Here is a 13283-nt window from a genome sequence, read left to right on the forward strand (position 1 = left end):
CGGCGTCTGCCCGGAAGGGTTGGAAACATATGTCAATGGAAGCCACACGGGACGAGATCCGGCACACCTTGGGTGTGAGGCCGACAATCGATCCGGCGACAGAGGTCGCTCGTCGTGTCGAATTCCTTGTCGACTACATCCTGACGACAGGCGTCAGAGGCCTGACCCTGGGCATCAGCGGCGGCCAGGATTCGACCCTGGCCGGACGCCTGTGCCAACTGGCGGTCGAGGAGCTGCGTCGGCGGGGAGCGGGAGCAGAATTCTGGGCGATCCGCCTGCCTCATCACGTTCAGGCCGATGAGAGCGACGCTCAGGACGCAATGGGATTCATCCGCGCCGATCACGAAGTCGTCATCAATATCGGTTCCGCCACAGACGCGGCGGCGGCTGAATATGAGAACGCCACCGGAGACGCCATCAGCGACTTCGGCAAGGGCAACGTCAAGGCGCGGATGCGGATGGTCGCTCAATTCGAGCTGGCGGGGGAGAAGCGGCTCCTCGTCGCGGGCACCGATCACGCTGCCGAGGCGGTCACCGGCTTCTTCACCAAATTCGGTGACGGCGGTGCCGATGTGGTGCCGCTGGCAGGACTGAACAAGCGGCAGGGTCGAGCACTGCTCGACCACCTCGGCGCCCCTGAACATCTTGTGCGAAAGGCTCCGACAGCGGACCTGCTCGATGACGAACCGGGCCAGACGGATGAGTCGTCACTGGGGGTCAGCTATGACCAGATCGACGACTTCCTCGAGGGCAGAGACATCGAGAAGTCCGCGGCTGCGACACTCATCGAGAAGTACCGTGCCTCCGAGCACAAGCGTCGGACTCCGGTGACACCGACCGATTCGTGGTGGATCCGCCACTGACTCGGCTCAGGCGCCTCGGCTCGGGCGACTCGGCTCAGTCGACGAGTCCGAGCTCCAACGCTGTCTGGTTGAATTCCCACCGAGCGGAGACGAACCTGTCGCCCAAGCTCTCGCCGCGGCTGCGTGCCTCTGTGTACTCTCTCCAGCCACCCTTGCGGGAGTCACCTGGACGGATCTCTCGCTTCGTCTTATCGTCAGCCAGCGGCCGCGTCTCTTCGTTCACCCAGATCGAGAGAGCCTCGGCTGAGCGATAGAGATTCATGAATGCGGTGTGCGAGCGCGAATTGTCGAAGCTGGACTTCGAGAATTCCTGCCTGAACGTGTGCAGCGGCTCGAGCTCGTCGACTTCGAGCGCCCCGTAGGTCGCGTCGAGACGCAGCGACTGCACCAAACCGTCAGAATCCGGGAGCAGACCCAGGATCCGCTGTGCTCGCTCTTCGTCGGGCAGCGCAGTGACCTCTTCATCGACGGGGGTCAGCCCCAGAGTGTCGAGGCGCCCGCGCTCGGTGCTCAGCAGCTGGCGCAGGGAATCGATCTGTCTCTGCGCCCGCCGCCACTCGCCATGGAACATGAGCAGGGCGCCGATGACTCCCAGGCACAGAACAAGGCCGAGGATCCAGGCGATCGGATGCAGTCCGGGAACAGCGAAGACCACGATGCCCAGAACGCTGAGCACCGCGAATGTCACGGCTGCCGGTGAGTTGGTCAGGAAATCAAAGAAACGCTTCACAATTCCAAGGGTACTGTTTCAACCTGCAGATATCGTGGAACCTAGTGGCATATAGTGTGGCTGAAATGCCGGGACGAAGCAGGGAGAACACGGGTTGAAGATTTCAGTCATCGGGTGCGGATACTTGGGCGCCGTGCATGCGGCGGCTATGGCATCACTGGGACACGAGGTCGTCGGCGTCGACGTCGACGCCGACAAGATTGCGGCGCTGACCTCTGGTCGGCCGCCCTTCTTCGAACCGGGCCTGAGCGAATTGCTGGTGAAGGGTCAGAATCTCGGCAGCCTCGAGTTCACCACCGACGTCTCGCGTGTCGCGGATTCGGCGATCCATTTCGTGTGTGTCGGGACTCCGCAGAAGCCGGGGGAGTTCGCAGCCGATGTCACGTATGTCGATGCCGCAGCGAATTCGCTGGTTCCCCACCTGACTTCGACGTCGGTGGTTGTGGGTAAGTCCACGGTTCCTGTCGGCACCGCTGAGCGTCTGGCCGCTGTGCTGGTTCCCACGGGTGCGTCTCTGATGTGGAATCCGGAGTTCCTGCGTGAGGGCCATGCCGTTGAGGACACCCTGCACCCGAATCGTCTGGTCTACGGCGTTGCTGAGGGTGAGGCCGGTGAACGGGCCACAGCAGTCCTCGACGAGGTGTATGCGACGATGCTGGCGGACCAGACCCCGCGAATGGTCACAGACTTCGCGACGGCCGAGCTGGTCAAGACCGCTGCGAACTCGTTCTTGGCCACGAAGATCTCGTTCATCAATGCCATGGCTGAGCTGTGCGAAGCCTCGGGCGCGGACGTGACTCAGCTGGCCGATGCGATCGGGATGGATGATCGCATCGGGCGGAAGTTCCTCAATGCCGGCCTCGGCTTCGGCGGTGGGTGTCTGCCCAAGGACATCCGTGCATTCATGGCGCGTGCCGGTGAGCTGGGGGCCGACCAGGCGGTGGCATTCCTGCGTGAGATCGATTCGATCAACATGCGACGGCGCGTGCGCATGGTCGACATTGCCCGGGATACCTTGGACGGCTCGTTCATCGGGAAGAAGATCACGGTCCTCGGTGCCGCGTTCAAACCCAACAGCGACGATGTCAGGGACTCTCCTGCTCTGGCGGTGGCACGGCTGATCGCGACACAGGGCGGTGTGGTGACGGTGACGGATCCGCAGGCCATCGACAATGCCGCACGATCGTTTCCCGAGCTGAACTATGTGGCTGATGCCTCTCAGGCGCTGGCTGGTGCCGATGCGGTGCTGCTGCTGACGGAATGGCAGGAATATCGGGATCTTGATCCTATCGCCACGGCGTCGCTGGTGGCGGGCAAGGTCCTCATCGATGGCAGGAATGTGCTGACACCGCAGGTGTGGCGCTCGGCTGGATGGACATATCGGGCTCTGGGCCGTCCATGAGGATCGGCCTGGTCACTGATTCGACGGCACAGCTGTCGGATGCAGAGGAAGCCTCGCTGCGTGAGATCACCGGTGATCTCTTCGCCGTCGTTCCCCTGACGGTGTTCGTCGGAGGGGTCGCCTTCACTGACGGGGAACTCGCCGCTGGAGACCTGTGCCGGAAGATGGACGAGGGCGCCGAGGTGTCGACGTCCATGGCGTCACCCGCCCAGTTCGCGAACGCCTATTCGACGCTGCTTGATCATGGTGCCGAGTCGATCATCACCGTGACCATGTCCGGAGATCTCTCCGGGACCCGCGACTCGGCCGTGGCCGCAGCACAGAACGAAGAGTCGCTGATCAATGTCGTCGACTCCCGAACCACCTCGGCGGGACTGGCCGGTGCCCTGGCGATCGCGGCCGCTGGAATCTCGCAGGGACACGACGTGGCAACGATCGCTGGCACAGTCGCCGACTGGTGCGCTGGCGAGACCCGAACCGCCTTCGCTCCGGAGACCTTGGAGCACCTGCGCCGAGGTGGTCGCATCGGCGCCGCCTCCTCACTGCTGGGCCGGGCCCTGCAGATCGTTCCGGTGCTCGGACTCAACGCCGGTGTCGTAGCTCCTGTCGCAAGGGTCCGGACACGCACGAAGGCACTTGAGCGCATGGTTGCGCTGGCCGGTGATGCCGCGACAGAGATCAACTCCGATGAGCAGGACGTCTACGTGGAGATCCAACACGCGGACGGTGAACCCTCCCACCCTGATGTGGTCATGTTGCGCGAGAAGATCGAAGGCGCCGGTCTGCCGACGACGTTTCGAACCTTGTCGACCATCATCACCGCCCACGTCGGCTCCGGCACGATCGGCATCACGGTCCAGACCAGACCCTGATCTGTTCACCGCAGGACCACTCACGTTCGTTGAATTGTGGACGACGGGCCGACTCATGTGCGTTTGACGTGTGGACCGGTGAACGGTTTCCACAGGCGGCATTTCGCCCCTGGTGCGATCGAAGCGGGTGCCCTTAGCTTGTCGACATGGCTGTCTCTCCCGATGATCGCTTCGCAGGCCTCATCAACTCCAGCGCCGAACGAGGCGGATGGGTCCCAGGAGACGTCTTCGGAAGCGACAGCGAAGGCGAAGAGGAACCGGTCGAGCCGCGCCGAGTGCGCCTGCCGATCCTCGTCGCGCTGACCGTCGCTGCCATTGCTGTGCTCGTCATGGCCTTTCTCATTCTGCGCCCGGCGCCACAGCATGCCGCCACTGGGGACCAGGCGGGTTCGGCCCCCGGTGGAGGAGCGACGTCGACCGAGACGAAGACGGGAGCATCTCCAGGACAGAACCAACCAGCTGCAGACGAAGCCACGTCTGCAGCCCAGAGCGCCGGTCCCGGCACTGTCGTCGTCCATGTCACCGGGGCGGTGAGCAGACCCTCAGTCGTGAGCCTGAGCACCGGAGCTCGAGTCCAGGACGCCGTGGAGAAGGCAGGCGGACTGAAGGAACAGGCAGATGCGGAGGCCATCAACCTCGCTCGCGTCCTCCAAGACGGCGAGCAGATCCACATCCCCGCCCACGGAGAGGAACCAGAACCCGGAGGCGCCGATCCCGGCAGCGGGGCATCGAACGCGGCAGGGGGCGCAGGGACCGGCAGTGAGGGAGGCAACGCAGCTGGTGCTCCCGGCGGTGGGGCAGACAGCGTTGCCGGTGCCTCCGGCGGAGGGGCTGCAGAGCAGGGCGCGAAGGTGGATCTCAACACGGCTGATCTCGCGACTTTGGAGACGCTGCCGGGAGTCGGACCGGTGACGGCGGAGGCGATCATCGCCCACCGCGAAGAACAGCCATTCACCAGCATCGAAGATCTGCTGCTTGTCCAGGGGATCGGTCCCAAGACATTCGAGAGCCTCAAAGATCGTGTCTCGGTCGGATAGGGCCCAGCGAGAGCGAACGAACTGTTCGAAGGCTCAGTGGGTGAGAGATCGGTGGAGAACCGTACTCAGCTGGGCGCGCTCGGCTGCGAAGGTCTGGCCAGGATCCGTTCGCCTGCTCATCTGCGCGCTGGGCCTGTGGATCACCGCGCTGGCGGATCCAGGGCCATGGGCGCTCCTCGCCGCTCCGTTCCTCGTCAGCCTCGGCTTCCTCTGTCTGCGCAGACACCACCACCTGGGCGTGCTCCTCATAGTGTTCGCATGTCTGTTCACGATTCAGACCACCATGCTCGGTGCCGGCCGCGGAACTGAAGAAGTCACCGATGTGGAAGGCATCGTGGTCGGCCACAGCCAACCAGGGCCTTCGGGCTGGTCTCGGTTGACGGTGCTCACCTCGGGAGGCTTCACCGAGGTGCTCAGCCCCTCCGCTCCACCCGAAGGATCGCACGTGACCATGCGCACGGAGGCTCTCGACGACATCCGCATCAGCAGCAATGATGCGACGATCCTGCGCACACCGAACAGGCTGTGGACGTGGCGAGGAGACCTGCGCATGCAGCTGCGGCATGATTCCCTGGCCTCAGGACACAACGGCGGTGCACTGCTGCCGGGCCTCGTGGTCGGTGACACCGAGCCTCAGGATGCACGGATGGAAGACGATATGCGTGTGGTGTCCCTGACCCACATTTCGGCTGTTTCAGGCAGCAATGTCACGATTGTCAGCCTCGGCGCCGGACTGCTGGCCGGACTGTGCGGGGCCGGTCCACGGACTCGCGTCGGTATCGGGGTGCTCACCTGCATGGGGTATGTGTTCGTGGTCGGATTCGAACCCAGCGCCATCCGTGCGGCGGGTATGGCGATCGCGGTCGCCCTCGTCTTCCTCCGTGGGGGAGGGATCTCACCGGTGGCGGTGATGAGTTCGACCGTGTGCGTCCTGCTCACCGTTGTCCCTGTGCTGGCGACCTCGGTAGGGTTCGTGCTCTCCGTCGTCTCGACCGCCGCAATCATGTTCGTCGTTCCAATCATTCTGCGGCGACTGAGCCTGCGCCTGTCGATGGTCCCCGCCATCGTCCTCAGCGCCCTCATCGTGCCCCTGGTCGCCCAGCTGGCCTGCACCCCGGTGCTCGTGGCCATCGATCCCCGGATCGGGCTGTGGTCGGTGGCGGCGAACGCCCTGGCCGCACCCGCAGTCCTGCCGGCCACTGTCCTCGGGTTCCTATCGTTGGTGTGCGGGGGACTCGGTCTCGTCGGAGTCCCCGGGCTCCTGTGGTGTGCTCAGCTTCCCGCCTGGCTCGGCTCGCTGTGCGCATGGTGGATCGTGGCTGTGGCCAGGATCTGTGCCGGACTGCCCGGAGCTGCCCTCGACTGGCCCGAACCTCCGTGGGGGACACTGGCCGCGCTCGGACTCCTCATCGTGCTGGGTGCAGGCTCCTGGCTGTTGGTGCGCAGAAAGCTGTGGGGAGTCCCGGTCGTCGTCCTCTGCATCTGCCTGACGGCACTGATCATCGTGGTCGGCCGGACGAAGCCACCGGCACACGATTGGTTGGTGATGATCTGCGATGTCGGGCAGGGATCGGCAACGCTGATCAACCTCGGCGAGGGCCGTGGCCTCGTCATCGACACAGGGAAGGACCCGAAGCCCGTCGATGTGTGTCTCGACGAGGGCGGGATCGAGGAGTTCGATCTCGTCATCTCCCACTTCGACGCCGATCACAGCGCCGGGTATGCCGGAACCACCTGGTCGCGGACCCTGCATCGTCTATGGGTGTCCACCAACGTCAGCGAGGGAGAAGAGACGCACAGCATTGTCGAGGACACCGGCGCCGAGGTGGTCCCGACAGCGCGTGGACGCACGTTCGACGCCGGTGGGGCCCAGATCGAGGTGCTCTGGCCACCTGCGCGAGAGACCGCGGGGGCAGAAGAGACCACGGGGACAGAGGAGACAGAGGGGACCGAAGTGCGCAATGAGGACTCACTGGTCCTCAGAGTCGAACAGAAGGGACTGAGCTACCTGGTCCCCGGCGACATCGGAGAAGACGAACAGTTCATCGTCGCTCAGAATCTCGAACCCGTCGACGTGCTCATCGCACCCCATCATGGCTCCTCCGACCTGTCGGAAGACTTCTTCACCGCTGCAGGCGCTCGCCTCGGTGCGATCTCAGTGGGGGAGAACAGCTACGGCCATCCCACCCCACGAGCCCAACGAGCCTTCGGGCCCGTCCCGGTTCTGCGCACCGACCTCTGCGGCACCATCGCCGTCTATGCGAACGCGCAGTACAGTACGGGGCGAAGCTGCGGCGGTGATGGACAGTGACTCCCGTGGGTAGGCTCCGGCGACCGGCGCGCATCGAGTCCGTGGCTAACGATAGGCTTGGCGCATGGCAGTGAAGAAGACCCTGATCCCGTGGAGTTCCGCGAAGCCCGCGCCCGTAGTGATGATCTCCGGAAACGAGCCGGTGCTCATCCGCATGGCCAAGGATCGGATCGTCACTGTCGCGCGGAAGTCTGACCCGGAGGAGATCGAGTTCGACGCCGCCGGATACCAGGGCGGAGAGCTGCTCATGGCCGCCTCGCCCTCATTGTTCTCCTCCTCCAAGCTCATCGTCGTCGACAGCGTCGAGAAGTGTTCGGAGGCATTCTTGGCAGATGCGCTCGCCTACCTCGATGAACCCAATGACGATGCCGTCGTCCTGCTCCTTCACGGAGGCGGCAACCGCGGCGCCAAACTGGTCAAGAAGATCGAGGCGAACGGATTCCCCCGGGTCGATGCGACGCAGCTGAAGAACGAGAGCGACCGCGCCAAATTCGCCCAAGGACGTTTCAAGGCTGCGAAGAGGCAGATCGACGAATCAGGGATGGCCGCGCTCATGTCTGCACTCGGGGCCGACCTGTCCGAACTCAATGCCGGAGTCGACCAGCTCATCGAGGACACCGACGGAACCATCACTGCGCAGATTGTCGACCAGTACTACGGCGGCCGAGTGGAGGCCACCGGCTTCAAAGTCGCCGACGCCGCAGTCGGAGGCGATGCGAAGAGCGCGCTGAGCCTCCTGCGTCACGCACTGTCGACCGGGTCCGACCCGGTGCCCCTGGTTGCCGCGGTCGCGATGAAGCTGCGGTCGATGGCCAAGGTCCAGGGCTTCTCGGGATCGAGCGGCGAGCTCGCATCGGAGCTGAAGATGGCCCCCTGGCAGGTCGACCGTGCCCGGCGCGAGGTGCGCCGGTGGAACGAAGTCGCCTTGGGGCAGTCATTGATCGCGGCAGCCGAAGCCGATGAGGCCGTCAAAGGCGGAGGCCGTGACCCGGTCTATGCGGTCGAATGGTTCGTCTCCGAAGTCTGCCGGCTGGCTCGTCAGCGCTGAGCGGAGCACAGACTCTGAATGGTGAATAGATGAGGGGCCCGATCCGAACGGATCGGGCCCCTCGAAGCTATAGCCTCAGTGATCGACTCAGAGAGCGTTGATCTGCGTGGCCATGCGCGACTTGCGGTTCGCAGCGTTGTTCTTGTGCAGAACACCCTTCGAAACAGCCTTGTCGAGCTTACGGGCGGCAACAGCATAAGCCTGCTGTGCTTCGTCCTTGTTGCCGGCAGCAATGTTCTCGCGGACGACGCGGACATGTGACCGAACCTCGGACCGCACAGCCTTGTTGCGCTGGCGAGCCTTCTCGTTGGTTTCAATCCGCTTGATCTGTGACTTGATATTAGCCAATTTCAACACTCTTTCGTGTTAGTGGAACATGGTCGTGAGGGCACATCTGACCGACATACTCATCTCCGCGGGGAAACACATCGATGATATCGAGCCTGATGGCATCTTCACCCGACCTCAGCGAGACACACGCCTTTGATGAAGATACTCTCTCAACGATACAGGGTGATCCCGTCAGGCAGAAATTGTCGGTGCCCTGGTTTCGGCTCAGCTCGCGTTGACGTTCTTCGCGACCTGTTCGAAGATCTCGCGAGGCATGATCGAGCCTTCGCGGCGGATGGTCTCCGGATCGAGGCGGATCACGCGGTCGAGTCGGATCTCGGAGGGCCTGCCCTGAGAGTCCCAATCCCCGCTGCCGATGTTCATCCACCGGGCGTGGCGGTCTTCGCGGACCTCGCCGACTCCTCCTGGGATGTGATCCTTGCTGGTGAGCATGAGGGAAAGCACCCAGCGGCCGTCCTTGCCGATGACGAGGGAGGGACGGTCCTTGCCCTGGGAATGGTCCTCTTCGAAGGGAACCCAGCTCCAGACGACCTCTCCGGGATCGGCACCGCCGTCGAGGTCGGGGGCATAGGAGACATTGACCGCGCCGCGGTAGTCACCCGGATAGTCACCGCCCTTCGCCGAGGCGGATCCCGACGACCGTCCATCGCTCTGAGAGCGACCGGTCGGGCGGGAGCCCGAACCCTGCGAGCCTGCCTTATTCCTCTGTGAATCTTTGTAGTATTTGAAGCCTTCTTTGACGCCGATCCTGACGACGCGACTGACCAGTGATTTCCAACTCATGTGCACTGATCCTAATCGACGTAGCGCAGAACCGCTTCGACCGGGAAATGGTCGGACGGGTACTCACCGTCGAGGTTGTATGTATTGATCCGCGTGGAGACTGTTCGCAGTCCCGGCGTCGTCAGGATCCAATCGATGCGAGGGTCGCCGTCCTTAGGGCCTCGATAACGGTGGAATGTGCCGATGTCCTCACCTGGAACAATCGCAGCGGTGTCGGTGAGTCCCAACTCAGTGCAGAAATAGTCGTAGACGGGGGAGCCGGTGGCGACGTTGAAGTCTCCTGTGACCACGGACGGACCGGTCGCCTCGGCGAGATGGCCGGCCATGATCTTCCCTGATTCCAGACGAGCCTCCTCAGACTTGTGATCGAGGTGAGTGTTGAGCAGGCGCAGAGACTGCCCGGCGATACGATCCCGAAAGTCGACGACTGTCAGCGTCCGGGCGTGGGAGACACCCCAGGATTCGGAGGCGACCGTCTCCGGCTGTTCGGACAGCCAGCTGATGTCGACGGTGTCGACGTCGAATCGCGATGAGTCGTAGATGACCGCGGTGAACTCACCCGAATTGCCGCCCGAATGCCCCTCACCCAACCAGATGTACTCACCGGGAAGCAGGTTGATGAGTGTCTCGAGCTGATCGAGCTCACCCTCCTGCGTGCCGATGATATGAGGGTGAGCCTGGGTGATGAGCTCGGCGGCGATGGGCAGACGCTTGGCCACGGGATGGCCGTCCATCGCCGGATATCTGAGGTTGAAGCTCATGATCGAGAAATCGCTCATGGCTCAATCTTCGTCGATCGCCGTCGAATGTGCAGGATCGGCACCGGGATTCACAGTGAGTTCGAGTCGGTGAGAAGAAGCTCTGCCCGCATGCACCGGGGTGCGGAGGATTCCAGTCTGGTGCGCAACCCATGGAACAATGGAAGTTCTGGTCTGTCGAAGGAAGTCTGTCGAAGGAAGGGCGTTCATGTCACCTCAGGTGAAGCCGCAAGCACTCGAACGGATTTCGCCGTCCGCTACATCACCCGAGTTGATCCGCAATTTCTGCATCATTGCTCATATCGACCATGGAAAATCGACCCTGGCCGACAGGATGCTCCAGGTCACAGGGGCGGTTCAGCCTCGCGATATGCGAGCTCAGTACCTCGACCGGATGGACATCGAACGCGAACGCGGAATCACGATCAAGTCCCAGGCCGTGCGCATGGCCTGGGAGAACGAGGGCACTCCCTTCGCTCTGAACATGATCGACACTCCGGGGCACGTCGACTTCAGCTATGAAGTCTCCAGATCCCTGGCCGCCTGTGAAGGTGCGCTCCTCCTCGTCGACGCAGCGCAGGGCATCGAAGCCCAGACTCTGGCCAACCTCTACATGGCCATGGAGAACGATCTCGCGATCATTCCCGTCCTCAACAAGATCGACCTCCCCGCCGCGCAGCCCGAGAAGTACGCGGAGGAGCTGGCCAACCTCATCGGCTGCGAACCCGAAGACTGCCTGCTGGTGTCGGGCAAGACCGGTGAAGGCGTCGATGCGGTCCTCGATCGCATCATCTCGGACATTCCTGCTCCTGTCGGCGACGCCGATGCGCCGGCGCGAGCCATGATCTTCGACTCCGTCTACGACACGTACCGGGGCGTCGTGACCTACGTGCGCCTCATCGACGGTTCGCTGCATCCGCGTGAGAAGCTGACGATGATGTCGACGGGCAGCACCCACGAACTCCTCGAGATCGGCGTCTCCTCACCGGAGCCGAAGCCCACGAAGGGCCTGGGCGTCGGCGAGGTCGGATATCTCATCACCGGCGTCAAAGACGTGCGCTTGTCCAAGGTCGGCGACACGGTCACATTGAACTCTGCACCGGCCACACAGGCGCTCGAGGGCTACAAGGAACCTAAGCCCATGGTGTACTCCGGGCTGTTCCCGATCGATGGATCGGACTACCCGGTCCTGCGCGATGCCCTTGACAAGCTCAAACTCAACGATGCCTCGCTGGCCTACGAGCCAGAGACCTCGACGGCGCTGGGCTTCGGTTTCCGCTGCGGATTCCTCGGACTCCTCCACCTCGAAGTCCTGCGCGATCGCCTCGAACGCGAATACGACCTCGACCTCATCTCCACCGCACCCAGCGTGATCTACGACGTCACGATGGAAGACGGATCGGAGATGGAGGTCACGAACCCGAGCGAGTACCCGACGGGCAAGATCAAAGAGGTCCGCGAACCCATGGTCAGGGCCACCATCCTCACCCCGAGCGATTACATCGGCGCGGTGATGGAACTGTGCCAGACACGTCGCGGCAGTCTTCAGGGAATGGACTATCTGTCCTCGGACCGGGTCGAGATCCGCTACCGACTGCCCCTGGCCGAAATCGTCTTCGACTTCTTCGACCAGCTGAAGTCGAAGACCAAGGGCTACGCGACCCTCGACTACTCCGATGACGGCGAAGACGCAGCGGACCTGGTCAAGGTCGACATCCTGCTCCACGGCGATCAGGTCGACGCCTTCTCCGCGATCGTCCACCGCGACAACTCCTACTCCTACGGTGTGCTCATGGCCGGCAAGCTGCGCAAGCTGATCCCGCGCCAGCAGTTCGAAGTGCCGATCCAGGCTGCCATCGGTTCGCGCATCATCGCTCGTGAGACCATCCGCGCCATCCGCAAGGATGTGCTGAGCAAGTGCTACGGCGGCGACATCAGCCGTAAGCGCAAGCTGCTGGAGAAGCAGAAGGAAGGCAAGAAGCGGATGAAGGTCGTTGGCAATGTCGAGGTCCCTCAGGAGGCCTTCATCGCCGCCCTGTCCTCGGATGATCCGGAGCCCAAGAAGGAATCCAAGAAGTAAGTGCCCGCACAACCGACTGGTGAGACTCCACCGCTTGACGGTTCGCTGCCGGCCTCGGCCGGGGCCGGCGCGGCCTCTCGCGGGCTGAGCCTGTACGTTCACGTCCCTTACTGTCGGGTCCGCTGCGGCTACTGCGACTTCAACACCTACACCGCAGAGGATCTGGGGCCCGGCGCCTCCCGCGACGACTACCGCAGCAATCTTGCCCGCGAGCTTGATCTGTCGACTCGTGTCCTCGCCGATGCAGGGGCCGCCGACCGTGCGGTGACGACGATCTTCTTCGGTGGAGGTACCCCGACGATGTTGGCCGCCGAGGTGCTGGCCGGGGTGATGGATGACATCCGCGACCGCTTCCGGTTGGCACCGGATGTCGAGGTCACGACCGAAGCGAACCCCGACACATTGGACCCGAGCTACATTGCGACCCTGGCCGCCGCCGGGTTCACGAGAATCTCCTTGGGCATGCAGTCGGCCGTGCCCCATGTGCTCGCGACCCTGGACCGCACACACGACCCGGAGAAGATCCCGGATGTGGCGAAATGGATCAAAGAGGCCGGCCTGGAACTGAGCCTCGACCTCATCTACGGCACACCAGGGGAGTCCATCGATGATTGGCGCAGGTCACTTCAGGTGGCGCTGAGCAACGACGTCGATCACATCTCCGCCTATTCGCTCATCGTCGAACCTGGTACGAAGATGGGCGCCATGGTTCGCCGGGGTGAACTGCCGATGCCCGACGAGGACGACCTGGCCGACAAATACGAGATCGCCGATGCCGCCATGGAGGCGGCCGGCCTGCACTGGTACGAGGTCAGCAACTGGTCGACGTCAGCGGAGACCCGCTGTGACCACAACATGGCCTACTGGCGCAATGCCGATTGGTGGGGCTTCGGGCCCGGAGCTCATTCGCACATCGGCGGAGTGCGGTTCTGGAACGCAAAACATCCCCGTGCCTGGTCCGACCGGCTGCTTGCAGGTGAGTCGCCTGCCATCGGACGTGAGGTGCTGGAAGCATCCACCCAGGAGATCGAGCGGATCATGCTCGCGG

General features: G+C 63.3%; 12 protein-coding genes. 8 read left to right on the plus strand and 4 right to left on the minus strand.

Features of this window, described 5'->3' with window-relative positions; translation table 11 throughout:
- Positions 1-35 precede the first annotated feature (35 nt).
- On the plus strand, positions 36-863 hold the full coding sequence (nadE, locus tag HX613_RS07415) for an ammonia-dependent NAD(+) synthetase (protein ID WP_328284925.1): 828 nt from the start codon (positions 36-38) through the stop codon (positions 861-863).
- Positions 864-897: 34 nt separating this feature from the next.
- Here the strand turns inward: nadE and HX613_RS07420 are convergent, their stop codons facing one another.
- Complete coding sequence (locus tag HX613_RS07420) at positions 898-1593, minus strand: hypothetical protein (RefSeq protein WP_235344751.1); 696 nt, start codon at positions 1591-1593, stop codon at positions 898-900.
- 94 nt (positions 1594-1687) lie between these two features.
- Between HX613_RS07420 and HX613_RS07425 the strand changes: the two genes are divergently transcribed.
- The 5 genes from HX613_RS07425 (at position 1688) to holA (ending at position 8263) form a co-directional block, all read left to right on the plus strand.
- The gene (locus HX613_RS07425) at positions 1688-2995 is read left to right on the plus strand and encodes a UDP-glucose dehydrogenase family protein (RefSeq protein WP_235344752.1); all 1308 of its coding nucleotides are present in this window, start codon (positions 1688-1690) and stop codon (positions 2993-2995) included.
- Positions 2992-3867, plus strand: a complete 876-nt coding sequence (locus HX613_RS07430; protein WP_235344753.1) for a DegV family protein — start codon at positions 2992-2994, stop codon at positions 3865-3867. The genes HX613_RS07425 and HX613_RS07430 overlap by 4 nt, the downstream gene beginning before the upstream one ends.
- A 146-nt stretch (positions 3868-4013) precedes the next feature.
- Positions 4014-4904 (plus strand): helix-hairpin-helix domain-containing protein, encoded by an 891-nt coding sequence (locus tag HX613_RS07435; protein ID WP_235344754.1) that lies wholly within the window; start codon positions 4014-4016, stop codon positions 4902-4904.
- Between the two features lie 40 nt (positions 4905-4944).
- A complete protein-coding gene (locus tag HX613_RS07440; protein ID WP_235344755.1) occupies positions 4945-7215 on the plus strand; it encodes a ComEC/Rec2 family competence protein in 2271 nt (756 codons plus the stop codon).
- A gap of 64 nt (positions 7216-7279) precedes the next feature.
- On the plus strand, positions 7280-8263 hold the full coding sequence (gene holA / locus HX613_RS07445) for a DNA polymerase III subunit delta (RefSeq protein ID WP_235344756.1): 984 nt from the start codon (positions 7280-7282) through the stop codon (positions 8261-8263).
- Positions 8264-8350: 87 nt separating this feature from the next.
- Here holA and rpsT read toward each other — a convergent pair whose 3' ends face one another.
- The 3 genes from rpsT to HX613_RS07460 form a co-directional block, all read right to left on the minus strand.
- Positions 8351-8611 (minus strand): 30S ribosomal protein S20, encoded by a 261-nt coding sequence (rpsT, locus tag HX613_RS07450; protein ID WP_101618535.1) that lies wholly within the window; start codon positions 8609-8611, stop codon positions 8351-8353.
- Between the two features lie 207 nt (positions 8612-8818).
- On the minus strand, positions 8819-9397 hold the full coding sequence (locus tag HX613_RS07455; RefSeq protein WP_235344757.1) for a type II toxin-antitoxin system PemK/MazF family toxin: 579 nt from the start codon (positions 9395-9397) through the stop codon (positions 8819-8821).
- Positions 9398-9408: 11 nt separating this feature from the next.
- Entirely contained in the window at positions 9409-10176 is a 768-nt protein-coding gene (locus HX613_RS07460; protein ID WP_235344758.1) for an endonuclease/exonuclease/phosphatase family protein, read from the minus strand.
- Positions 10177-10363: 187 nt separating this feature from the next.
- Between HX613_RS07460 and lepA the strand changes: the two genes are divergently transcribed.
- Together lepA and hemW are read left to right on the plus strand one after the other, a co-directional pair.
- On the plus strand, positions 10364-12235 hold the full coding sequence (lepA, locus tag HX613_RS07465) for a translation elongation factor 4 (protein WP_235344759.1): 1872 nt from the start codon (positions 10364-10366) through the stop codon (positions 12233-12235).
- On the plus strand, positions 12236-13283 hold a 1048-nt coding region (gene hemW, locus HX613_RS07470; RefSeq protein WP_235344760.1), incomplete at its 3' end, for a radical SAM family heme chaperone HemW.

The organism is Brevibacterium sp. UCMA 11754 (genome assembly GCF_021532275.1).
Lineage (GTDB): Bacteria > Actinomycetota > Actinomycetes > Actinomycetales > Brevibacteriaceae > Brevibacterium.

Excerpts from the sequence above, each read along its gene's own strand:
- lepA (WP_235344759.1), top strand. The coding sequence starts at position 10,364 with ATGTCACCTCAGGTGAAGCCGCAAGCACTCGAACGGATTTCGCCGTCC.
- HX613_RS07455 (WP_235344757.1), bottom strand. The coding sequence starts at position 9,397 with ATGAGTTGGAAATCACTGGTCAGTCGCGTCGTCAGGATCGGCGTCAAA.
- nadE (WP_328284925.1), top strand. The coding sequence starts at position 36 with ATGGAAGCCACACGGGACGAGATCCGGCACACCTTGGGTGTGAGGCCG.
- HX613_RS07435 (WP_235344754.1), top strand. The coding sequence starts at position 4,014 with ATGGCTGTCTCTCCCGATGATCGCTTCGCAGGCCTCATCAACTCCAGC.
- holA (WP_235344756.1), top strand. The coding sequence starts at position 7,280 with ATGGCAGTGAAGAAGACCCTGATCCCGTGGAGTTCCGCGAAGCCCGCG.
- HX613_RS07430 (WP_235344753.1), top strand. The coding sequence starts at position 2,992 with ATGAGGATCGGCCTGGTCACTGATTCGACGGCACAGCTGTCGGATGCA.
- HX613_RS07460 (WP_235344758.1), bottom strand. The coding sequence starts at position 10,176 with ATGAGCGATTTCTCGATCATGAGCTTCAACCTCAGATATCCGGCGATG.